Annotated in this window: 19 protein-coding genes and 1 pseudogene; 7 read left to right on the forward strand and 13 right to left on the reverse strand. The window is 40.5% G+C overall.

Features of this window, described 5'->3' with window-relative positions; translation table 11 throughout:
* The first annotated feature begins 175 nt into the window (after positions 1–175).
* A complete protein-coding gene (locus QYC40_RS11150; protein ID WP_301990323.1) occupies positions 176–2,791 on the forward strand; it encodes a valine--tRNA ligase in 2,616 nt (871 codons plus the stop codon).
* 65 nt (positions 2,792–2,856) lie between these two features.
* On the opposite strand, the gene QYC40_RS11155 is transcribed toward QYC40_RS11150, so the two are convergent.
* On the reverse strand, positions 2,857–3,351 hold the full coding sequence (locus QYC40_RS11155) for a PepSY-like domain-containing protein (protein ID WP_301990324.1): 495 nt from the start codon (positions 3,349–3,351) through the stop codon (positions 2,857–2,859).
* Positions 3,352–3,535: 184 nt separating this feature from the next.
* Between QYC40_RS11155 and QYC40_RS11160 the strand changes: the two genes are divergently transcribed.
* On the forward strand, positions 3,536–4,180 hold the full coding sequence (locus QYC40_RS11160) for an HdeD family acid-resistance protein (protein ID WP_301990325.1): 645 nt from the start codon (positions 3,536–3,538) through the stop codon (positions 4,178–4,180).
* Positions 4,181–4,396: 216 nt separating this feature from the next.
* Entirely contained in the window at positions 4,397–5,113 is a 717-nt protein-coding gene (locus QYC40_RS11165) for a superoxide dismutase (RefSeq protein WP_301990326.1), read from the forward strand.
* Positions 5,114–5,234: 121 nt separating this feature from the next.
* On the opposite strand, the gene QYC40_RS11170 is transcribed toward QYC40_RS11165, so the two are convergent.
* The 6 genes from QYC40_RS11170 to folB form a co-directional block, all read right to left on the reverse strand.
* On the reverse strand, positions 5,235–8,303 hold the full coding sequence (locus QYC40_RS11170; RefSeq protein ID WP_301990327.1) for an efflux RND transporter permease subunit: 3,069 nt from the start codon (positions 8,301–8,303) through the stop codon (positions 5,235–5,237).
* An 11-nt stretch (positions 8,304–8,314) separates the two neighbouring features.
* Positions 8,315–9,364 carry an efflux RND transporter periplasmic adaptor subunit gene (locus QYC40_RS11175; protein ID WP_301990328.1) on the reverse strand — a complete coding sequence of 350 codons (1,050 nt, stop codon included), beginning with the start codon at positions 9,362–9,364 and terminating at the stop codon, positions 8,315–8,317.
* A gap of 7 nt (positions 9,365–9,371) precedes the next feature.
* Positions 9,372–10,730 (reverse strand): TolC family protein, encoded by a 1,359-nt coding sequence (locus QYC40_RS11180; RefSeq protein WP_301990329.1) that lies wholly within the window; start codon positions 10,728–10,730, stop codon positions 9,372–9,374.
* A 33-nt stretch (positions 10,731–10,763) separates the two neighbouring features.
* Positions 10,764–11,399, reverse strand: coding sequence for a TetR/AcrR family transcriptional regulator (locus QYC40_RS11185; RefSeq protein WP_301990330.1), 636 nt, complete (start codon positions 11,397–11,399; stop codon positions 10,764–10,766).
* Between the two features lie 136 nt (positions 11,400–11,535).
* Positions 11,536–11,979: an Hsp20/alpha crystallin family protein gene (locus QYC40_RS11190; RefSeq protein WP_301990331.1), complete on the reverse strand. Its 444-nt coding sequence runs from the start codon at positions 11,977–11,979 to the stop codon at positions 11,536–11,538.
* Positions 11,980–12,200: 221 nt separating this feature from the next.
* On the reverse strand, positions 12,201–12,566 hold the full coding sequence (folB, locus tag QYC40_RS11195; protein WP_149526740.1) for a dihydroneopterin aldolase: 366 nt from the start codon (positions 12,564–12,566) through the stop codon (positions 12,201–12,203).
* A gap of 75 nt (positions 12,567–12,641) precedes the next feature.
* Between folB and QYC40_RS11200 the strand changes: the two genes are divergently transcribed.
* Positions 12,642–13,379, forward strand: a complete 738-nt coding sequence (locus tag QYC40_RS11200) for a DUF1080 domain-containing protein (RefSeq protein WP_301990332.1) — start codon at positions 12,642–12,644, stop codon at positions 13,377–13,379.
* 82 nt (positions 13,380–13,461) lie between these two features.
* Here the strand turns inward: QYC40_RS11200 and QYC40_RS11205 are convergent, their stop codons facing one another.
* The 3 genes and pseudogenes from QYC40_RS11205 to QYC40_RS18585 all read right to left on the reverse strand — a co-directional run bounded on the left by QYC40_RS11205 (position 13,462) and on the right by QYC40_RS18585 (position 16,797).
* Positions 13,462–14,976 (reverse strand): carbon-nitrogen hydrolase family protein, encoded by a 1,515-nt coding sequence (locus QYC40_RS11205; protein ID WP_149526742.1) that lies wholly within the window; start codon positions 14,974–14,976, stop codon positions 13,462–13,464.
* Positions 14,977–15,599: 623 nt separating this feature from the next.
* Positions 15,600–16,034 (reverse strand): hypothetical protein, encoded by a 435-nt coding sequence (locus QYC40_RS11210; RefSeq protein ID WP_301990333.1) that lies wholly within the window; start codon positions 16,032–16,034, stop codon positions 15,600–15,602.
* Between the two features lie 439 nt (positions 16,035–16,473).
* Positions 16,474–16,797, reverse strand: a pseudogene (locus tag QYC40_RS18585) (type II toxin-antitoxin system PemK/MazF family toxin).
* A gap of 266 nt (positions 16,798–17,063) precedes the next feature.
* Here QYC40_RS18585 and QYC40_RS11215 point away from each other — a divergent pair.
* A complete protein-coding gene (locus QYC40_RS11215) occupies positions 17,064–17,453 on the forward strand; it encodes a hypothetical protein (protein ID WP_301990334.1) in 390 nt (129 codons plus the stop codon).
* A 795-nt stretch (positions 17,454–18,248) separates the two neighbouring features.
* Here QYC40_RS11215 and QYC40_RS11220 read toward each other — a convergent pair.
* Both QYC40_RS11220 and QYC40_RS11225 read right to left on the reverse strand, forming a co-directional pair.
* Entirely contained in the window at positions 18,249–18,569 is a 321-nt protein-coding gene (locus tag QYC40_RS11220) for a DUF3467 domain-containing protein (protein WP_301990335.1), read from the reverse strand.
* A gap of 20 nt (positions 18,570–18,589) precedes the next feature.
* Complete coding sequence (locus QYC40_RS11225; RefSeq protein ID WP_301993703.1) at positions 18,590–19,705, reverse strand: M42 family metallopeptidase; 1,116 nt, start codon at positions 19,703–19,705, stop codon at positions 18,590–18,592.
* 94 nt (positions 19,706–19,799) lie between these two features.
* On the opposite strand from QYC40_RS11225, the gene lgt reads away from it, so the two are divergent.
* Together lgt and QYC40_RS11235 are read left to right on the forward strand one after the other, a co-directional pair.
* Positions 19,800–20,630 (forward strand): prolipoprotein diacylglyceryl transferase, encoded by an 831-nt coding sequence (gene lgt / locus QYC40_RS11230; protein ID WP_301990336.1) that lies wholly within the window; start codon positions 19,800–19,802, stop codon positions 20,628–20,630.
* Positions 20,631–20,674: 44 nt separating this feature from the next.
* On the forward strand, positions 20,675–21,874 hold the full coding sequence (locus tag QYC40_RS11235) for a multidrug effflux MFS transporter (RefSeq protein ID WP_301990337.1): 1,200 nt from the start codon (positions 20,675–20,677) through the stop codon (positions 21,872–21,874).
* A gap of 56 nt (positions 21,875–21,930) precedes the next feature.
* On the opposite strand, the gene aroQ is transcribed toward QYC40_RS11235, so the two are convergent.
* On the reverse strand, positions 21,931–22,350 hold the full coding sequence (gene aroQ / locus QYC40_RS11240; protein ID WP_301990338.1) for a type II 3-dehydroquinate dehydratase: 420 nt from the start codon (positions 22,348–22,350) through the stop codon (positions 21,931–21,933).
* Positions 22,351–22,365 lie beyond the last annotated feature (15 nt).

Consider the following 22,365-nt stretch of genomic DNA (forward strand, 5'->3'; position numbering starts at 1 on the left):
TGAAAGTGATACGCTAAACGCGCAAATTTACATTTAATTCAGGACTGTAAATCTTTTCTTAACAATTTTTATACATTATATTAATGAATGCTCATTTATTTGCGTATAGTTAATGGGAAATGAGCAGTTAAATCCGTATTTTTGTACTCCTTTTTAGATTATTTATAATTAGATAATGAGCATAGCAAAAACGTACAATCCTAGAGAAGCAGAAGACAAATGGTATTCTTATTGGATGGAAAACGGGTTCTTCCGTTCTGTTCCTGATGAGCGAGAGCCATACACTATCGTAATGCCGCCACCAAACGTAACTGGTGTGTTGCATATGGGCCACATGTTGAACAACACGATCCAAGATGTGTTGATCCGTCGCGCACGTATGCAGGGTAAAAACGCATGCTGGGTTCCTGGAACCGACCATGCCTCCATTGCGACAGAGGCTAAAGTCGTCGCTATGCTAAAGGAAAAAGGAATCGATAAGAAATCTATTACGCGCGAAGAGTTCTTAAAATACGCTTGGGAATGGAAAGAGAAATACGGAGGTATTATCTTGAAACAATTGGAAAAGCTTGGTGCTTCTTGTGACTGGGATCGCACGAAGTTTACCATGGATCCTGATCTGTCCGAAGCGGTTATCGATACATTCATTAAGTTTTACAAAGAAGGGTATATCTACCGTGGCGTTCGTATGGTAAACTGGGACCCACAAGGTAAAACAGCCCTTTCAGATGAAGAAGTTATCCGTAAAGAAGTAAACCAGAAGCTCTACTACGTACGCTATTTTATCAAGGATAGCGAAGAGAATATCATCATTGCGACAACGCGTCCGGAGACTATTATGGCCGATACAGCAATTTGTATCAATCCATTGGACGAGCGATATAAGCATTTACAAGGAAAATCAGTGTTAGTGCCCCTAGTAAACCGTGAGATTCCTGTGATCCAGGATGAATACGTTGAGATGGAATTCGGTACGGGATGTCTAAAAGTAACGCCAGCACACGACTTAAATGACTACGAGTTAGGCCAAAAACATAATCTTGAAGTTATCGACATCTTAAATGATGACGGTACATTAAACGAGAAAGCACAAATATTAGTAGGCGAAGATCGCTTTGCTGCACGCAAGAAAGTTGTCGCTTTATTAGAAGAAGCTGGACAGATTGAAAAGATTGAAGATTATAAATCGCAAGTAGGATTTTCAGAGCGTACAGATGCTGCTATTGAACCCAAGCTATCCATGCAGTGGTTCTTGAAGATGGACCACCTGGCAAAACCAGCATTAGAATATGTAGAAAACGGCGAGATTAAGTTGATTCCAGATAAGTTCTTTGCGTCCTACAAACATTGGATGGAGAATGTTAAAGACTGGTGTATTTCTCGTCAGCTTTGGTGGGGACAGCGCATTCCTGCTTGGTTCAACGATAAGAACGAATGGGTTGTTGCTAAAACAGAGGCCGAAGCTATCGCTGAGTTTGAGCAACAAGGAAAGTCAGCGTCAGGGATTCGTCAGGAAGACGATGTACTGGACACCTGGTTTTCTTCCGGACTATGGCCGCTATCTGTATTCGACGGTGTTAGAAATCCAGAGAACGAAGAATTCAAATACTACTACCCAACCAATGATCTAGTTACTGCTCCTGAGATTTTATTCTTCTGGGTAGCACGTATGATCATCATGGGGCATGACTATACGCAGAAGCCGCCTTTCCGCAACGTATATCTGACCGGTATTGTTCGCGATAAATTAGGCCGCAAGATGTCTAAGTCATTAGGCAACTCGCCTGATCCAATCGAATTGATGGAGCAGTATGGTACTGATGGTGTTCGCGTAGGAATGCTATTATCTTCACCAGCTGGAAACGACTTGATGTTCGATGTTTCTTACTGTGAACAAGGACGTAACTTCGCCAATAAGATATGGAATGCGTTTCGTCTGGTAAAAGGATGGGACACAACGGACGCTCCAGCTACCGAAGCACAAAAAACTGCTGCTCAATGGTTCGAAAGCCGCTTTAACCAAGCGCTTGCAGAAATTGATGAACACTTTGCTAACTATCGTTTATCAGATGCTTTAATGGCAACTTATAAATTGATTTGGGATGATTTCTGTGCATGGTATTTAGAGCTTGTAAAACCGGCTTATCAAGCTCCTATCGAAGCTGAAACGTTAGAAACGGTAAAAGCACTGTTCCAAAAAGTATTGAAACTTGCACACCCGTTCATGCCTTTCTTAACGGAAGAATTATGGCATGATGAGTTATTCGGACAACGTGATACAAAAGACTGTATCATTGTCGCTGATTTTCCTTCGGTTGAAGGATTCGACGAGAAGATTATCAAAGACTTCACGATTGTTCAACAGATTATCTCCGAAGTCCGCAATATCCGCAATTCAAAAGGTATCTCTCCAAAAATCGCACTTCCATTGGCTATCAATGGTGCGGAATTGGACTATGCAAAGTTTAAAGAGAGCATCATTAAACTAGCAAATATCGAGGATTTAACTTTCGTCAATGAAAAAGTATCCGGAGCGGTAAGTTTCTTGGCAGGTAAGAACGAATGCTATGTAGCATTGGAGAATAATATCGACGTCGATGCGGAAAAAGAACGCATCGGAAAAGAAATCGAATACTTAAAGGGATTTCTGAATTCGGTAGATAAAAAGCTTTCTAACGAACGTTTTGTTCAAAATGCGAAACCTGAAATCGTAGAAAACGAGAAAAACAAGAAAGCTGACGCAGAAGCGAAGATCCAGATTTTAGAAGAAAGCTTATTAAGCTTAGGATAAACAGTAAATACTAAAAAAGAAAGGGCTATCACTACGATAGCCCTTTTCTTTTATCCTGCCAGTGCTTATCTCCCCTGACGTATGAACTTGCCATTCAAATCATAGAACAGTTCCGTTTCGTTCGCCAATTCCAACTCATAACCCGTTAGTTCTTTATCGGCTGATTGAACTGCCAATCCATTAAAGTTAGCATTCAAATGGTCCTGAATAGCCTTTGGAAGGACCGCTAATGGAATAGCGACCATACCTTCCGTACTGATCTCCGTCCAGTTACCGTCTTTATCGAAGTCTATTTCTGTACCCTCGCTCAGTTTCGCTTCGTGCATTGTTCCATCCTTTGATGGCGACATCTTGTCCTCCGTTTTGGTAATTCCGGCTTCCGGAAAATGTGTTTCTATAAAACTCTTCGCCCCTTCAGGCAAGCCTGCAGGAGTGCTCGACGAAGCCGATGAGGGTAAAGGTTCAGTCGTTGGCAGGTTGCTCGTATTTTGCGACTGTTTAGTCTCCTGATTGCAAGAGAACATTAAAAAAGGGATTCCAAATATCAATAATTTTTTCATCGTCATTTTATTTTATAAACACTCGGTAAACAACATTGTTCAAATAAAGATAATTTAACTCAATCTTTATAATTACCAAAAATCAGTATTAATACTTCCTCCCTTTTACCTAAATTTTATATAACTTTAATCAATGTTTGACTAATTCGACTAATTGTTCAAACAGCTATTTAACCTTTTTTTTATGGAAACACGATTTTTGAAAACAATCCAAAGCTCCATTAAACAATGGTACATCCCGCTTATCATTGGAATCCTGCTTATTATATTAGGTATCTATACATTAGCTAGTCCGCTTGCATCCTATTTAGCCTTAGCAAGCATCTTCAGTATGTACTTTTTAATTTCCGGATTAATGGAAATCATCTTTGCACTGAACAATAGAAATGAGATTGAAGGTTGGGGATGGTACTTAGCTGGAGGCGTAATCAACGCATTATTTGGATGTATTTTATTAGGAAATCCAGCCATTTCTATAGCAACTTTACCGCTCATCCTTGGATTCTACACGATGTTCAAGTCATTTCAACTGCTATCCCTTTCCATGGACATGAAAGCTTATGGGGTTCGGCAATGGCGCTGGATTACCGCATTTGCGGTCATGGGAATTCTATTCAGTTTTATCCTGATCTGGAACCCTGTTTTTGCAGGATTTACGCTCGTCGTATGGACCGGGCTTGCCATTATCTCCTCGGGTATCGGATCTATTGTCCTTTCCTATCAATTAAAACGACTCAAGACCATTGCAAGTGGTGTTTCTGAGGAATGGAAAAAACGTTTTGAAGATTTAAAAAGAGAATATTACCGCAGCATCGAAGACAAAAGTTAACACCCTATATCTTTCGATTTCTCGGAAAAACAAAAAAGGGCCGCTCTACACGAGCGGCCTTTTTAGCTGATCCTTATTTATCGCAATTCAATAATAACCCATATGACGCTTTTGTGACGAATTCACAAAAATTTAACAATGTATTCATTGTTTTAACAATTATCTTTAGAACATAATTTTAAAACTATTGAACAAGAAAAAACTAATAATTATAAAATGGCAAACAGAAGAAATTTCATCAAAAATAGCTTAGGATTAGCCGCAGGCGTATTAATAGCAAAGAACTCCGGCGCAACTGAGAGCCTTTTAGGGTTGGGTCAAACAGCGTTTAAGTTCGAAATGGAACCCCTTGGTTATGCATTTAATGCATTAGAAGGTGCTATCGATGCACAAACCATGCAGATTCACTACGAGAGACATTACGGTGCGTATGTAAAAAATGCAAATGATGCTATCGCGGAAGAGAAAGTTCAAGCGAAAGATGCGAAAAGTATCTTCCAATCGATGGACAAATACAGTGCTAAATTAAGAAACAACGCAGGCGGTGCTTATAATCATGCGATGTTCTGGAAATTATTACGTCCGGCAAAGGCTGATAATAAACCTAGCGGAACACTACTGCAAGCTATCAACAAAGATTTTGGTGGATTCGATCAGTTTAAAGAGCAATTCGCCAAAGCTGCAACTTCACAGTTTGGCTCCGGATGGGCATGGTTGGTTGTAGAAAATGGTAAATTGAAAGTAGGCGGTACGCCAAATCAAGATAACCCTTTGATGAAAGGCGTCGCATTACAAGGCAAGCCAATCTTAGGCTTAGACGTTTGGGAGCATGCTTATTATTTGAAATATCAAAACAAGCGTCCTGATTATGTAGGCAACTTCTGGTCTATCGTCAATTGGGATCAAGTACAGAAATACTACGACGCTAAGTAAGCACACAATCCAAAATAGCCTGAATAGTAAGCGAGTCCACTCGCGCTATTCAGGCTATTTTCGTTAATATACTACCGTTCTGCAGCTCCTCTGCGATAAACAGATTCCGATTTAATCTAATCTACGCTTTTGCTGCCCCCTCTTCCACTTCAATCTTTGGCGGAATCAGCTTATAGACAACAGGCGTTACGATACGGGACAACAAGGTTGAGCTAATCAAGCCACCGATCATCACAATAGCTAGAGGTGAAATCAAAGGATTTGAAGACCAGGCTATCGGCATCAAGCCGCCAATCGCGGTGAGCGAAGTCAAAATAATCGGTAAAAACCTAATCTCCCCAGCCTTCTCAATAGCTTCATTCAACTCCATCCCTTCCTTTCTCAACTGGTTGGTAAAATCGACCAAAAGTATAGTATTCTTTACCTCAATACCCGCAAGAGCCACAATACCGATCGTTGCTACGAAAGAAAGTGTATTGCCAGTAACCAATAATGCGAGAACCGCACCTACTATTCCCAAAGGAATCACAGAAAGTACAATCAGCGTACTTTTAAAGGTTTTGAATTCAAGAATCAATACAGCGATAAACATAAAGATGGTAATCAGGATAATAGTACCAAAACCTCCAAATGCCATCTCTCTACTTTCCACTTCACCTCCCATTTCATAGCTATACCCCGCAGGAAAAGGGAATTTATCCATCTGTTCAATGACCGCGTTAATAACCTCATCGTTATTATAGCCTTTCTGAACGAAGGAGTTCACCGACACCGTTCTTTCCTTATCGATGTGATAGATATTAGAAGGTGATACTTCAAACTCCAGACTAGCCAGCTGCGAAAGCGGAATAGCCTGCCCGGCGACATTGTCCACAAAAATTCCTTCCAAAGTTTCAAGCGTGGCATCCTTTGCGCGAGGAACAGAAACGATGATATCATAATCATTATCGTCTTTATCAGGATCCGAATAAGTCCCAACCTGATAGCCCGCCAATGCCACACGGATAGTCTGATCGATCGAAGAAGTCGGCACCCCTAAGGCCATCGCCTTCTCCCTATTGATATTTACCCGAATATCTGTCTTGTTATTTTTTATCGGGTTATTGACATACTCCGAACCAGGCGTATTCTTCAACAATACTTCCGCTTTCGCTGCTAGCGAACGTAAGGTATCGAGATTATCCCCAAAGATGCGTATCTCTACTGGCGAAATCACCGGCACCCCCTGCTCAAAATTCCGAACCTCGACCTTCGCTCCTAAGTAGGGCGTCCATTTCTTGCGCAGATTCTCAATTATTTGAATCTTATCGCTGGACTTAACATCGTCGTGCAATTGCACGAATATATCCGCATACGAGACATTCTCCTGCCCCTGTTGCATATTGTAGTAAACCCGAGGATTACCTTTGCCGACATTCGTCGTAAAGTATTTCACATCTTCCATCCCCTTCAGCTCCTTCTCAATCTCTCTGCTAATGCGATTAGTCGTCTGTATGTTATCCTGCAGCTCACTGCTGATATGAATCATGAACTGTGGCTTTTCCGAAGGTGGAAATAAACTGAAACCGACTACCGGAATCAAAGCCAAAGAGCCTAAGAATATCGCTAATGCGATCAAGGTGGTTCTACCTGGATGCTTCAAGGCTTTGTCCAAAAAGACACCATAGCTCTTATGAATAATATTTTGCATCGTCCTAAGGATTGCATTTCCTCCTTCATGCTCATGCGGTTTAAGGAGTTTACTGGATAAGAAAGGAACTACTAGGAGGGCGATCAGCATGGAACCGATCACCGAGGTGATAACCGCAATAGGCATACTGCGGATAAACTCACCCGCCATTTCGGGCATAAATACCAAGGGCATAAAGGCAATAACAAGTGTAACTGTACAGCCCAGCACTGCTAAAGCGATTTGCTCCGTCCCCTTGATGGAGGCCTCCAAACGACTATATCCTTCACGCATCCAGCGTTCAATATTCTCAACGACGACAATGCTATCATCCACGACCAGCCCCAGGGCAACGACAAATCCTACGATACTCAATTGGTTTAAGGAGTACCCGAAGGAGTTCATTGCGATAACCCCCAAGCCGAGTGAGAGCGGAATAGCGATCATCACCACCAAAGATGCGCGCGTACCTAGAGGTAATAGCGTAATAAGCACCAAGCAGATTGCGATGGCGAAGTCTATTCCCAGCCCTCCTAATCGTTTATTGACATTGTTAGCCTGATCAAAATTTACGATCATATCGACATTGTCAGGCAGTGTTTGTTCAAATTTATCTAAGACCTTCAAATATTCCTTTTGCGTATCCGAAATATTCATCCCGATCTTTTGTGCAGCATTGATCAATACGGCATTATAACCGTTCAGACGTGTAATGTGGTTATTCGTTCCGAAAGTCGGATAAACACTGGCGACTTCCTTCAACGTAATATTCTTACCCTGTCCGCTCGCAACGATCGTATTCTTGATATCCTCAATTTGCTGGTAATTCCCAGAAGTCTTCACGCTGAAAGTTTTATCGCCCGCAATGACAGAACCTGCGGGGATATTTTGATTTTCACTCTGAATCGATTGGATAATGCGATTCATCGGAATGCCAAGTTCCGCTATTTTTGCCTGATCGATGTCAACGCGAATCTGCTGATCCGGAAGCCCAGAGATCTCGACTTCCTTTAAAGCTTTAACCTTCTCCAGGTCTTGCTTCAATTTATCAGCAAGCTCTTTGATAGTCGTCTTTGAAGCATTTTCCGAAACAAGCGCTAGCTGAATGACCGACACATTGGTAGGATCGATCTTCTGCACTTCCATGCTGTAGATATTCTCCGGCAGCTCGGGCGTCGCAGCGTTCAGCTCGCGCACCAATTCCTGATATTTATCGTCATAGTCCGTTCCATATTCGAACTCGACAAAGAAAAAGGCGACGCTATTATTGATGGTCGTTTTTATTCTTTTGATATCATCCAACGCGTAGAATCGCGCTTCCAAGGGCTTCACGATCAATTGCTCCATATCCTTGGGATTCGTCCCTGGCTGAACAACAATGACCGGGAAGCTGACGGCTTTCATATCTGGGTCCTCTGCCCTCGGCATCGTGAGCAAGGAGGTCGCAGCGACCAACATCACCATAAGCACCATAATCATGGTGAATTGGTAATTCTTTATCGGGTATTTAATTAAGCTCATGTGCTATCCTCCTATTTTATCACCGTAATTGGAGACCCATCCTGTAAGTAGGGCGATCCGGATACGATCAATGCGCCGGCATCTTCCAATCCGGATTCAATAAGCACCTCATCCTTCTCAATAGAAGCAACTTTAACCTTCTGCTTTCTGGCCGTTTTTCCATCTTTACTGATGAAGACATAGCCCTCTGTCCCACTACCATCCAGTAGCGAAGAGAACGGAATTCGCCAGCCCTTGCCAGCACTAGCCTGGCTTACGGTAATCTGCGATTTTCCAAATACCCCGGAAGCTAGCTTCCCAGCAGGTTTGCCTTGGACTGCCAGATGAATGCTGAATGTTCCTGACTGAGGATCCAGACCTTCAGATTTCTTCGACACGACCGCCGCCAGCGTACTGTTCGGAATGGCATCTGTCTGAATGCTCGCTTTATCGCCGACTTTAATCTGTGCCCACTGGCTATCGCTTACCCCTACTTTCAACATCCAGACTCCTTTACTCGCGCCATTGACCTGTAGCACAGGAGTGCCCGGACCAACAACCTGTCCCTCATTCGCCAATTTCGCCAATACAAAGCCCGACACAGGGGAATGTATCTGCGAGTGCTGTTGATTAAACCCTACAGATTTCAGATCCTCCTGCGCCACCGCTAAGGCGGTTCGTGCATTCTGCAACTGCTCCAGCGTTGCTACGCTATCTCTATAGAGCTTTTCCGCTCTTTCATAATCTCTTCTCGCCTTCTCCACGCCTAATCGAGCCTGCCCGGCCTTAGCATCTACCTCCGAGGTATGTACTGCCGCTAATACCTGCCCCTTACGAACAGCATCACCTTCTTTAACGTAAATACGCGAGATAACACCTCCATTTTTAAATCCTAATAGCGTTTCATCATCGGTTGTAAAAACTCCGGTGGCTTCTACCACACTCGCCGTTCCGTTCTGTTGCAAGGGAACCAGTTTTACCAGAATGGTATCCTGAACCGGAATCCCGGCACTGCGTTCTGCCTGATGGCAGCTGCTCAATAAAAGTATTCCGAATACTATACTTGATAGTGTTGTTTTCATGTCTTGATTAGTTTAATGGATAGCTTGCAGTTTCTCTTTCAAATTTTGCCATTGCCGACAACAGCTTATATGCCGCAATGTTATTCGCCAATTTAGCGTTGGTAAATTGCGATCGCGCATCTATCGTTTCCAGATAAGTATTGACTCCTTCGTTGAATCCCCGCTGTATCAATCGTTGATAGGTAGCGGCGGCATCCAACTGTACTTGCGAACTCTCAAAGTTCTTTTGTGTTGCTACGAGTTCATTTTTAGCCACACTCGCCGCTAACTCCAATTGCTGTCTTGCCTGGTCTAATTTATTTTGAGCCTCCGCGACGGCAATTTGGTTTTCCTGAATCTTTAAGCGGTTTCTATTCCCGGCGAAAATGGGGAAACTGAGCTGCGCACCGACCATATAATATTGAGAGTTACTATTAATGCGTAATCCTTCCGCTTGCGAACCCAAATCTAGAAAAGCACTTAACTTCGGCACAAAGACCTGCTTGCTCATGGCAAGCATGGTTTCCTGGATTTCAATATTATCGTTGAGCGACTTCAATTCTTCTCTGCCCTCAACTTCTACGGCCAAAGCCTCTCCGTTGTTCTGCAAATCTTTATTTTGAGGGATAAGGTCTATAGCAGTGTCTGCGGGACGATTCAATAAAGCGTTGAAATAATACTGCGCATTGCGCAATTGCTGTTCCGCTTCAGCCAACTTCGCCTCATGCTGCGCAATCTCGGCATTCGCACGAATCACATAAGCCGGCAAACCTTTTCCCGCTTCCAACAACTTCTCATTCACGCGTTTTCCCTCTGCCGCCAATGCGATTGCATTTTTATAGATCGCAACAGCGTCCAGTGCACTCAAATAATTAAAATAAGCCACTTTAATATCCTTAACGAGCTCACGTTGATACAATTCGATTTCCCTCTTTGACATCTTTACCAGCGTTTCGCGGATCGTACGATTATGCTTAATATCCGTATTGATGATAGGAACCGCAGTTCTGATTTTCGCGTCATAATAATTCTTAGGCAAAAAGTTGATCTCTTCGTTCTGTATTTGAGGGAAGTTCTGCGTATTGGTGAGCTGGTTAAGCGTCGCATATACCGGATTTAACATATCTCCTACGGGTAGATCGATTGATCTACCCCCATCGGCATGCGAATAGGTCAGATCAAATGTAATATTCGGGAGAAACATACTTCGCGCGACTTCCAATCCATTCATTGCCTTTTTCAACGAAAGATTCTTTTCGACCAGTACCAGATTACTATCCAGACCCTGCCTGATATATTGGTCAAGGATGGGCTCTTGTGCTCGTGAGGTAACCCCTAGCAGTGTAAAAAAGGCAATGAGATAAAACTGTATAAGAAAGGTTTTCATTATTAACAGTGTTAAGTTGTGATGTAAAATTTTTTATTTTGTCTGCTCTATAAAAGACACATAAACTTCGAAGGTTTTATTGACTAGGTCTCGGACAGCATAGGGCATCTCTAATGTTTCTGTTATTTTATTGAGATGATTTGACAAGTATAGCGTAACAAGACCATGTACGGCACCCCAAGCTTGAAATGCAACTAAATCCGTTTCTTTACCTTTAAACCATCCCTGCTCCTGACACTGGGCAATCGTAAGGCGAAGAAAGTCAAAGACACGCTCCCCATCGGGCCACTGTTCCTCGATACAGTTAGCATCCAGAAATTCCATCGGCTCTTTCATCATAAACATAACCTGATAATAATCAGGATTCCGAAATGCGAAATCTATATAATTGCGGCCTAATGCTTTGAAACGCTGGAAAGGATCGTCTACGGAGTCTAAGGCCATAAACTGTTGACGCAGGAGTTGAAACCCCTCTCGATGCAAGGCATAGACAATATCATTCTTATCTTTGTAGTATAGGTAGATAGTCGTCGGGCTAAATTCAATTTCCTTTGCGATCTTACGAATCGAAGTAGCCTCGTAACCTTCCTGTACAAAGAGTTTTTTCGCCGCCTCTAAAATAGCCAGCTTAAGATCTTCTTTATGCTTTTGTTTTTTATCTTTCATCATTAATAGTACAAAGCAAAACTACTTAACAGTGTTAAGTATTAAAAGCAAACGAAGATAATAAGACATTCATATGACAATAAACAAGAAAGGGCCGTCTTTTGGACGGCCCTTCTTCAACTAACCACAACTAATCTTCTTACTTAACCTCTATAAGTCTCTTTGCTACGATCGCTTCCTCTTTTTTACCGATTTTAACCGCTAAGACGCCATTTTCATATACTGCGTCAATGTTAGCATAGTCAACAACTTCAGGTAAGGTGAAGGATCTTGAGAAAGATGAATAGCTAAATTCTTTTTTGCTATAAACTTTTCCGTCTTCTACTTTCTCTTCTTGTTTTTCTACAGAAATCGAGATAATGTTTTTATCAACATTGATCTTAAAGTCTGATTTTTGTAAACCAGGAGCCGCAACTTCGATGCTGAACGCGTCTGCTGATTCTGTAATGTTTACCGCAGGAACTCGAGTCACTAAACGATCTGAAATAAATGAATCGTTAAATAAATTGTCAAACACATTGTTAACAAATGGGTTCACTGCATCAGTGTTGTAAGATTTTCCAGGTAATTTAATTAATGCCATTTTATATTTCCTCCTTATATTTTTTACTTATTTATTTTTTAAATCAAATACACTAGCTATTATTCAACTTATGTACCAAGCGAATTTACAAGCAAAAACCTGCTAAATTGACATTTAAACTACGTTTTAACAAGTCAAAATGTCCGAATAACAAAGTAATACGCTCCTCTTTTTAGAAGATAACGCAGAAGTGAATGGTTTTAATGTGAGGTAATAAAACTTTAACGTTGGAAGGATAGCGAGACAACGGAGTTCGCCAGATCACCGCCGAATGGGGGATTCATTTTCTTAATACTAACCTCAATTTGCTCCAGATATGCATAGCCTTCTAATAGCTTGTTGAGGATATCTTCCGCCGCCGACTCCAGTAATTTCCTGCGCGGACTCATCACTTCGGCTAATATTCGATATAGATCTTCGTAATTAAGGGTATTGTTCAAGTCTTCCGCATCTGGATTCTTGAAAGGGAAGCTCACAGATACATTCACAAAAAACTCGTTTCCTAATAATTGCTCTTCTTCGTAGAAGCCAATAGGTGAAAAAAAGCGAACATTATCGAGTGCAATTTTCTGTGTTATCTGAGCCATTATCAAAAGTTTAAGCGGATATTTTCGAATAAAATTAGACATATTTCTTATATTAACCTAAATTAACTTAAACCTATGAACAGATTCAGCATCATATTAGGCCTATTAGGCTTGGCATTTACCACGAATGCACAAACGAAATTTCAACCGCAGGATACCGAATTCTATGAACCCAAAATTCGTGTGGTAACGACGAAAGCAAACGCTGCCCCTAGCGATGCAATCATATTATTTGATGGCAGCAACTTAAACGAATGGGTCAGTGAAAAAGATAAATCCAGCACAGCTCAATGGACCATCAAAAATGGAGTATTGACGGTTGCTCCCAAGACTGGCGGAATACAAACGAAACGTAAATTCGGCGATATGCAATTGCATATTGAATGGAAAAGCCCCGAGGTCATCAAAGGCGAGGGTCAAGGACGCGGCAACAGTGGATTATTTCTGAGTGACGGCGCCTATGAGATCCAAATCTTGGACAATGACGATAACAAAACCTACGTCAATGGACAGGCGGGCAGTCTATATAAACAAGCGCCTCCCCTGGTCGAAGCACGCAAACCAGCCGACGGATGGCATACCTATGATCTTTTATATACAGCACCTAAGTTCAATAAAGATGGGCATCTAATTAAAAGAGGACAGGTTACATTATTGCACAATGGTGTCGTGGTTCAATATAATACTGAATTACAAGGAACGACAGAGTATATTGGTCTGCCAAAGTTAAAAGTACATGGTCCGGGATCCATATCGCTTCAAGATCATGGCGATTTGGTTAGCTTTAGAAATATCTGGGTGCGAGAATTGTAGGCGATTAGTTTTAAAATAAGGGTATTGAGAAATCACTAAATAAACAAAGAGCCGTACTCAGGTACGGCTCTTTCTCTATGTTTTAGTCTTTTAGAAGCTTCACTTCATAAAGATCTTTTCGGCGGTCGCGTAAGATCTTCACCGTTCCGTATTCGTTCAGATCCTTCAAGGCATACAAATCAACGTCGGCAATTAATACCATTTCAGTATTCGGCGTTGCCTCAGCTTTGATCGCATTGTTCGGGAATGCAAAATCCGAAGGCGTAAATACGGCCGATTGCGAATATTGAATATCCATATTATTCACTCTCGGCAAGTTACCCACCGAACCGGCAATCGCCACATAACATTCATTCTCGATCGCTCTCGCCTGCGCACAAGAGCGGACACGTATATAACCGTTCTGTGTATCCGTCATAAAAGGCACAAACAAAATCTGCATCCCTTGATCTGCCAGAATTCGTCCCAACTCAGGGAATTCCACATCATAACAAATCAGCAATCCAATCTTACCACAGTCTGTATCGAAAACTTTAATCTCATTACCGCCTACCAAGCCGTAATACCGCATCTCATTAGGCGTAATATGCACCTTTTTATAAGAGTCTAAGCTACCATTACGATGGCATAAATACGATACGTTATATAGTTTACCACGCTCCATCAAAGGCATCGAACCGGCAATAATATTGACGTTGTAAGACACCGCAAATTGCTGTATCTTTTCAATAATTTCCTTGGTATGTTCGGCAAGCTTCTCCATCGCCATACGCTCCGGCAGCTCATTATACGGGCTCATCAATGGCGTATTGAAGAATTCTGGAAACATGATAAAGTCTGTCCCATAATCACTTACGGTATCCACGAAGAACTCTACCTGATCATAAAACTCCTGTAGATCCTTGAATAAGCGCATCTGCCATTGCACCAAGCCCAGCCGAATGGTCCGCTTCGAGGCAGAACCCGAACGCGAGTCCGGCTCGTAGTAGATGTTGTTCCACTCCAATAGCGTCGCTACTTCCTTCGACTCCGTATCCTCAGGCAGGTAGTTCTTTAAAACCTTCTTCACGTGGAAGTCGTTGGAAAGCTGAAACGTCAGCGTTGGATCGTAGATCTCCTTGCGCTTCACTTTCTCGATATAAGTACGCGGCGTCATCGAGTCCGCATAATTATGATAATTCGGGATACGCCCTCCGGCAACAATACGCTGCAAGTTCATTTCCTCACATAATTCCTTTCGCGCATCATATAAACGTCTACCCAATCTCAATGAGCGGAAATCCGGATGCACAAAGACCTCGATACCATACATGGTATCCCCTTCATAATCGTGCTTATCGAACTTTCCGTCGTCGATTATCGAGTAATATTTATCGTATATATTGGTTTTGGTCGAGTCGATAATAATGGATAGCGCACAAGCTACCACCTTTCCATTCACCTCCACCGCAATTTGCCCCTCCGGAAATATATCGATCAAATCGACAATATTTTCCTTCGTCCAGGCATCTCCTACTAATCCATGATAGGCTTCCTCCATGGAAGTCTTCAAATCCTTGTAATCCCTCTTACTTAAATTCCTTACTTTAATATCCATATGTTACCGAAGATAATACAAAAGCCATTCCACTTATTGGGGCAGATATGAGTTTTTAGCCGTTAAATGATGATGATTTTGAACCCTGCAAAAATATAAAAATTCGAACCAACTGAGGTTTTATTTTTTCGGACATCTTAATTTTCAAGGGATTAACCGAGAGAAGTCTCAAGTTTTAACCTGAATTTGACTATAACGAAAACGAGATTTCCGATATTTGTATAACTCCCTGAACTTCGCTACTCTTTATTACTAGTTCATCTTGATCAACCAGAATTCAAACATCATCGGAAATGGAACTGATTATAGCTAAATCATAACCCTTACTAACCCAAATCAAAGCCCTTTCCAAACGGCTTTGATTTGGGTTTGTATTGGGTTTGTATTGGGTTAATAAGGGTTTAGTGTCGAACTAGTTTCGACAAATGGACGATGAAAACTTATTAGCTCTACTTCTAAGTCTTTATCCGCAATATTTCGCATGTTCAGCTAAAACAGAAAAGTACTATTATACCAAAGAAAAAAAGATGCAAAATCCTTCGGAAAAAAAATAAAAAGAACCCCGTCATTCTTTAATGACGGGGTTCTTTTATGAGACCTTTTTAGGAAGCCTCTCAATTTATCTAGTGACCCGCTTGAACAAAAGATATTTTTCGAAAACCATTTCCGTTATGGATAGTAAAGTCTAGTGATCTACCTTTAGCTTTATTTTCCTCAATAGTAACGTTAATACGCATATTATCTAACTTTTCTAAAGTAAACCAATCACCCTTGATCTGATAAACAGAAGTAACACCAGATGATGAAATTTTTGTCTTGAGCTGTAAAGTGCTATCATTTAGCGACAATGCGCTATTATTAACCGAAAGGCTTAAAAAACTCCAATTTACACTGTTTTTAGAGAATAATAATGAATCAACTCCTAAACTTTTTACATTGAAAGGACCAGAATCAAAATTTGGAGCTTCTGCAAAACCCTCTTTATCACTACAGGACATCATAACTAATAAGAATGACAATCCAATTGTCAAATAAATAAAAAATATATTTGTCTTCATATCAACGGATTTATTCTTGTCTGCGGTTTTGAATTTTCTTCTAATAATATTGTTGGATTTCCCTTTTGACAGGAATAAAATAGAGCTGACCCTAGGAAAGCTATAAATAATTTGAATAGGTAATGATTTGGCATCATATAGATTTATTTTTAACTAATTTCAGTAAATGTACACATTTTAGTTATTAAATGTAATGTATAGTTAAAAACAATATATATTAGTATAATGTGAATGAGATTTTATTCTTTCGCTTCTATATCCTAGACTGAGGTTTAGGATAAGACATTATTAGCTTAAATAGCCTGCAAAATCAATGAATCAAACTTATTTTTACGAAAAAAAACGATTTTATTATTGTTATAATCAATATATAGACGAGGGTAATCTTTAATACATTGATATATGAATAAAAATGTGGAAGATATTTTTTACATTTTATCTATGAAAACATTTCTAATAAAGTATTGATAATATTTTTCTGTGTAGTATCTTCAATTTCCCCCAGTTTAGTCTTTAATGTCCTTTTATCAACAGATCTTAAATGGTCTAGGGCAACTTGGCCTTTTTTCCCATCGACTGTACAGTTAACTCGCATAGGGTAAGCTTTTGACGTTGACGTTAGGGGTGCAATAATTGTTGTATTTAAAGCAGCATTCATCTAGTTTGGAGATAGTACAACTGCAGGCCGAATTTTATTAATTTCGCTGCCAATAGTAGGATTAAGATCAACTAAGTAGACCTCAAATCTTTTTACCATGTCCATTCTGTTTTGTCGAAATCATTATCAAAATATTCTAAGACCTCATTATCGTTTAAAGAATTAGCTTTTAATAGCATTCCTTCCCATTTTTCACGAGGCTTTGACTTAACTGACTCAATAATGATTTTAGAATCCTCTACACGTAAAGAAACTTCATGTGTAATCTGTAGTTGATCAAGAATTTGCTTCCCAATTATAAATGTTTTAAATAGAAAAAATATTATTATATTAGTAATGTTAAGGTGTAAATTATTGTTTATCAATAAATTATGGTAAGAATTTTTCAGACATTTATATCATTGGTTTTAATACTTTCAATTTCATCTTGCTTTCCCTCCTATTTAGCATCTGAAAAACCTATAAATATTCCACAAAGTAAATTTGCTGCTGGTGATGCAATTGGGCTGAATAAAAATGATATTATAAAAAAATTTGGTTTGCCAATTTCAACTTCAATTGAAAAAAAAGAAAATATTATTTTGGAAGACCTGTATTATACTGAATTATTAGGTGATATTAATTTAGTCACCATTATTCAACTTGAAAATAAGATAGCGATAGGACAAAAAGTTAAGCAAATAAATTCAAATTATAACGAGCGATTTAAAAGAATTGAAAGAGACCTAAAAATTTTACAATCCCCACGAATTTATAACTAACTAAAAAATATTATGAAAACCAAGCTCGCTAACAATAAGAGATTCTTGGTTTTTGAACATTCTATTCTGATTTCCACCTTCAAAGCCAAATTCATATCCCAAAAATCGGATTTTCTCACAGTGATCTGACAACAATTTTCTGTACAAATAAATAATATATATTTACTAATTAAACTTCCTATAAATTTCAAAAATATCGAACTAAACCTATGTAATAAGCACCTGTTGGAAAATCTGTCTGATAACGAATTATTGTTGTTGCTGCAGCCTCGAAGCAGAAAGGTTTCCGATGCCATTAAGTATGCAAAGGAAATCTTAATCGAAAGGGGCGCATAAATTTTCAGAATCAGAAAGTATGATCGATACTAAACTTTTGGCAGAGAACGATTTTCTAGAAGAAGTGCCTATACACGGACTCGACAGGTGGCTTCCTAAAGAAGATATTAATGATACATAATTGAAAACAAGCTACAACCTTTATTGCGCCTATGCTGTTCAGCATGGTTGCTATATTAATCTATGCAACGATCTATATTATTGATCCCAAGCTAACAAGACGTTTAGGATTGGACTTCCTATTAGGAAGTCCTTATAATTTTAACGAGATAAACAAATGAAATGTCCTTTAACATTCGTAATCGCCACAGTTTATAATCTTGGATTGGGACAGGACACCATCTTAAAAGCTTCAATACAATGGAAGCTGCCCTTTTGGGGCAGCTTCACTTATAATTCTTTCTATTCATTGGAGACCTCCTCGATCTCAAATCTGGCTATCAAGTCTAAAATGCTCGCTTACGCTTCGCCTTTCGTTCCGCCAAAATTTAAAGGAAATGCAACATCTTTCGAGTCAATCTTTCCATTTTGACCTTCAAATCGGTTGATGTTATCTTGTAGCGCAGTCATCAGGCGCTTGGCATGCTCTGGAGTTAATACGATTCTAGATTTCACTTTCGCTTTCGGCACACCTGGCATGATGCGCACAAAATCGATTACGAATTCCGTGTTGGAATGTGTAATGATTGCTAGGTTCGAATATACCCCTTCGGCAATATCTTCGCTTAGCTCGATGCTAATCTCTTGACCTTCCGGGTTGTTTAAATTATTGTCTTCCATGGTTTATTGGTTTTTTACTATTATTTACTAAATGTTCTAAAGTCCTGATCTTTCTCGATGGAAAGTAGTACTTCATAAATCAATTTGATCACGTTATCCACGTCGTCTTTATGAACCATCTCCACCGTTGTGTGCATATAGCGCAAAGGTAAGGAAATCAATGCAGATGGTACCCCACCATTTGAATAAGCAAAGGCATCAGTATCCGTTCCGGTATATCTGGAAGAAGCCTGACGTTGGATCGGAATATTGTTTTTGTTTGCCACCTCGATCAATTGTCTATTTAAATTGATCTGTACCGCAGGAGCATAAGATACCACCGGACCCTTACCGCAGGCAAGGTCGCCCTGTGTAATTTTATTGATCATCGGTGTGTTTGTATCATGCGTTACGTCTGTGACGATAGCCACGTTCGGTTTAATATATTGCGCAATCATCTCTGCTCCACGAAGCCCAATCTCCTCCTGTACAGAATTGACGATATACAAACCAAATGGAAGTTTCTGCTTGTTTTCTTTTAGCAATCTGGCCACTTCAGCAATCATAAAACCACCGGCACGGTTATCCAATGCACGCCCTACATAGTATCGGTTATTCAAGACCATAAACTCGTCTTCATAAGTCACCACGCAACCCACATGTATGCCTAATTCTTCCACTTCTTCTTTCGACGTACATCCACAGTCCAAGAATATATTCTTTAGGGTTGGAGCTTCCTCCTTCTCCCCTGCACGCGTATGAATTGCCGGCCAGCCGAATACCGCCTTCACAATACCTTTATCTGTGTGAATATTCACGCGTTTGGAAGGGGCAATCTGATGATCAGAGCCACCATTACGAATGACATAGATTAAACCATCCTTCGAGATGTAGTTTACAAACCAGGATATCTCATCGGCATGTGCTTCAATGACTACCTTATAAGTTGCTTTTGGATTGATGATCCCTACTGCAGTGCCGTAGTTATCAATATAGGTGTCGTCCACATATGGTTTCAAATAATCTAACCACATGCGCTGTCCTTCCCATTCGAAGCCTGTCGGCGATGGGTTGTTGATATATTTTTCGAAAAAAGCTAATGATTCCTTGGTCACAACCGTAGCTGTAGACTCCTCTTTTATCTCCTTCTTTGCCATCATATTGTTGTTAATTCTCGCAAATTAACTATTTCCTTAATTTTCGCAAAAATAAAAACCGAAAGCTTATCTTTACCGAACAATAAACACAATTATGCAGGATTTATTAAGCTATATTATTTGGGATCCTAAGCCTGAAATCTTTAAAATTGGCTCTTTCGGCCTTCGTTACTATTCCGTTTGCTGGTTATTGGCATTTGCCGCTTCATATTACTTTATGTTAAAAGTTTTTAAGAAGGAGAACAAATCTCAAGACCTTTTAGATAAGCTTACGATTTATATTTTCGTCGGAACCTTAGTGGGTGCTCGTTTAGGGCATTGCTTATTTTACGATTTCGAGTACTACAAGGATCATATCCTAGAAATTTTCATTCCGTTCCAAAAAGATCCTGCAGGAAACTGGCATATGACTGGCTTTACAGGACTTGCGAGTCATGGGGGTGCTTTAGGTATCCTAACGGCGATGTGGCTGTTCTGTCGCAATACCAAAACCGACTTCATGTGGCTTGCCGACCGTTTGGTATTGGTCGTACCGATTGCGGGGGCATTCATCCGCTTAGGGAACTTCTTCAATTCGGAAATGATAGGTAACCCGACCGAGTTACCTTGGGCTATCGTGTTCAGTAATATCGATAACATCCCTAGACACCCGGCGCAGATGTATGAAGCCATCGCCTATACGCTGATCTTTATTCTCTTATGGAACATGTATAAACGGAACCATAAACCGATTCCGGGCAAACTTTTTGGTCTGTTCTTAATTCTATTATTTGGAGCCCGCTTTATTATCGAGTATGTGAAGATTGATCAGGTGGAATTTGAAGCAGGTATGTTGCTAAATATGGGGCAGATACTAAGCATACCGTTTATTTTGGTTGGAATATTTTTGTTACTTCGAAAACCAAAGGAAACGAAACGCGTTTAAAATATTACATTTGCCCTCCCTAAAAAGAGGGCATTTTTTATACTATGCAAAAACTGAGAAACAATAGAAAGGTCACACTGCTCATTTTGGGGCTATTGTCGGCAATCGGACCGTTTTCGATCGACATGTATTTACCGGCATTTGAAAACATTGCTGATGACTTTAACAGTCCCTTAGAAAAAGTTCAACTGTCCTTAACCAGCTTTTTTATCGGCATTGCTTTCGGTCAGATAATCTATGGTCCCCTATTGGATAAATTCGGCAGGAAGAAACCCTTACTGGTCGGTTTAGGAATTTACGTGGTCGCGTCTATCTTATGCGTATTTACTCGCGACATCAATCACCTGATCTTTCTACGCTTTTTGCAGGCGCTAGGGAGCTGCGGAGGGATGGTTGGTGCCCGAGCTATGGTGACGGATTATTACAACAGCAGAGAGGCTGCGAGGGTATTCAGTTTGTTGATGCTCGTAATCGGTATCTCCCCTATCCTCGCGCCTAGTGCCGGAGCGATGTTATTGAATTACCTAGACTGGCATTATATTTTTCTTCTGCTTGCCATCATGGCATCTTTGATTTTCTTGGGTACTATGTTTTTGCTTCCCGAAACCTATGCGGGGAATAAGGATTTATCGCTTGCGCCCAAGTCTATATTGCAAACCTTTTGGAAAGTATTGAGCAATAAAGTCTTTATTACTTATTGCCTGATCGGCTCTATTGCATCGTCAGGTACCTATGCTTACCTCGCGGGATCTTCCTTCGTGATGCAGAAATATTTCGGATTGGACAAAAGTCAGTACGGGCTTGCATTTGCCTTCGTCGCCTCGGCGATGGTCTTGGCAACGCAGCTGAACAGATGGTTACTGAAGAAACGTACGAGCGCAGACATTAGTAAATATGCAAATATTTGGCAGGCTGCTATCGGGGTTTGTATGATTATCGCTTTGGGTACCGGGTTTCTGAGCTTTCCCGTATTGCTGGGATTAATCTTTTTCTTCCTTTTTGGTTATGGTTTTATCTTTCCAAATACCTCCGCCATCGCCTTATCGCCCATGCGACATTTAGCTGGTAGTGCTTCCGCACTATTAGGCTGTATTCAAATGGCAATTGGAGCATTCTCGTCGGGGATGGTGAGTCTATTGCATAATGAAACACCTTGGCCAATGCTGTCGGTCATGTGCGCAGGTGCTGTGATTTCTTTGGTACTGCACTTGATCGCTAGAAGGACGGTAAAAGTAGATTTATAAGTGCGTACAATATGATATAAAATAAGCGGGGCAGATGATCATCTGCCCCGCTTATTTTACATTAAACTTTCTATTCCTAATCGATAGCTATCGAGACCGAAGCCTAAAATAACCCCCTTACAATTTTTCGATAGGTATGAATGATGTCTAAACGATTCTCGCTGGTGTACATTGGAAATATGGACTTCTACCACCGGGGTATTGATAGCAGCGATAGCGTCAGCAATCGCCAGCGACGTATGCGTATAAGCACCGGCATTCAAAACAATACCATCATAGCTGAATCCTACCTCATGTAGTTTATCGATGATAAACCCTTCGGTATTGCTTTGAAAGTAGCTTAATTCTACCTTGTCGGCATATCTATCTTTCAAGGTTTCGAAATAGGACTCAAAAGATTGATCTCCATAGATCCCTTTTTCGCGAACGCCCAATAGATTCAGATTCGGTCCGTTTAGTATCAGTATTTTCTTCATGGTTTTGATTAATAC

It is taken from the genome of Sphingobacterium sp. BN32, from assembly GCF_030503615.1.
Taxonomy (GTDB): Bacteria; Bacteroidota; Bacteroidia; order Sphingobacteriales; family Sphingobacteriaceae; genus Sphingobacterium.

Bases quoted from the DNA above. Each gene is read 5' to 3' on its own strand.
- QYC40_RS11150 (WP_301990323.1), top strand. From the start codon at position 176: ATGAGCATAGCAAAAACGTACAATCCTAGAGAAGCAGAAGACAAATGG.
- QYC40_RS11155 (WP_301990324.1), bottom strand. From the start codon at position 3,351: ATGAAAAAATTATTGATATTTGGAATCCCTTTTTTAATGTTCTCTTGC.
- QYC40_RS11160 (WP_301990325.1), top strand. From the start codon at position 3,536: ATGGAAACACGATTTTTGAAAACAATCCAAAGCTCCATTAAACAATGG.
- QYC40_RS11165 (WP_301990326.1), top strand. From the start codon at position 4,397: ATGGCAAACAGAAGAAATTTCATCAAAAATAGCTTAGGATTAGCCGCA.
- QYC40_RS11170 (WP_301990327.1), bottom strand. From the start codon at position 8,303: ATGAGCTTAATTAAATACCCGATAAAGAATTACCAATTCACCATGATT.
- QYC40_RS11175 (WP_301990328.1), bottom strand. From the start codon at position 9,364: ATGAAAACAACACTATCAAGTATAGTATTCGGAATACTTTTATTGAGC.
- QYC40_RS11180 (WP_301990329.1), bottom strand. From the start codon at position 10,730: ATGAAAACCTTTCTTATACAGTTTTATCTCATTGCCTTTTTTACACTG.
- QYC40_RS11185 (WP_301990330.1), bottom strand. From the start codon at position 11,399: ATGATGAAAGATAAAAAACAAAAGCATAAAGAAGATCTTAAGCTGGCT.
- QYC40_RS11190 (WP_301990331.1), bottom strand. From the start codon at position 11,979: ATGGCATTAATTAAATTACCTGGAAAATCTTACAACACTGATGCAGTG.
- folB (WP_149526740.1), bottom strand. From the start codon at position 12,566: ATGGCTCAGATAACACAGAAAATTGCACTCGATAATGTTCGCTTTTTT.
- QYC40_RS11200 (WP_301990332.1), top strand. From the start codon at position 12,642: ATGAACAGATTCAGCATCATATTAGGCCTATTAGGCTTGGCATTTACC.
- QYC40_RS11205 (WP_149526742.1), bottom strand. From the start codon at position 14,976: ATGGATATTAAAGTAAGGAATTTAAGTAAGAGGGATTACAAGGATTTG.
- QYC40_RS11210 (WP_301990333.1), bottom strand. From the start codon at position 16,034: ATGAAGACAAATATATTTTTTATTTATTTGACAATTGGATTGTCATTC.
- QYC40_RS11215 (WP_301990334.1), top strand. From the start codon at position 17,064: ATGGTAAGAATTTTTCAGACATTTATATCATTGGTTTTAATACTTTCA.
- QYC40_RS11220 (WP_301990335.1), bottom strand. From the start codon at position 18,569: ATGGAAGACAATAATTTAAACAACCCGGAAGGTCAAGAGATTAGCATC.
- QYC40_RS11225 (WP_301993703.1), bottom strand. From the start codon at position 19,705: ATGGCAAAGAAGGAGATAAAAGAGGAGTCTACAGCTACGGTTGTGACC.
- lgt (WP_301990336.1), top strand. From the start codon at position 19,800: ATGCAGGATTTATTAAGCTATATTATTTGGGATCCTAAGCCTGAAATC.
- QYC40_RS11235 (WP_301990337.1), top strand. From the start codon at position 20,675: ATGCAAAAACTGAGAAACAATAGAAAGGTCACACTGCTCATTTTGGGG.
- aroQ (WP_301990338.1), bottom strand. From the start codon at position 22,350: ATGAAGAAAATACTGATACTAAACGGACCGAATCTGAATCTATTGGGC.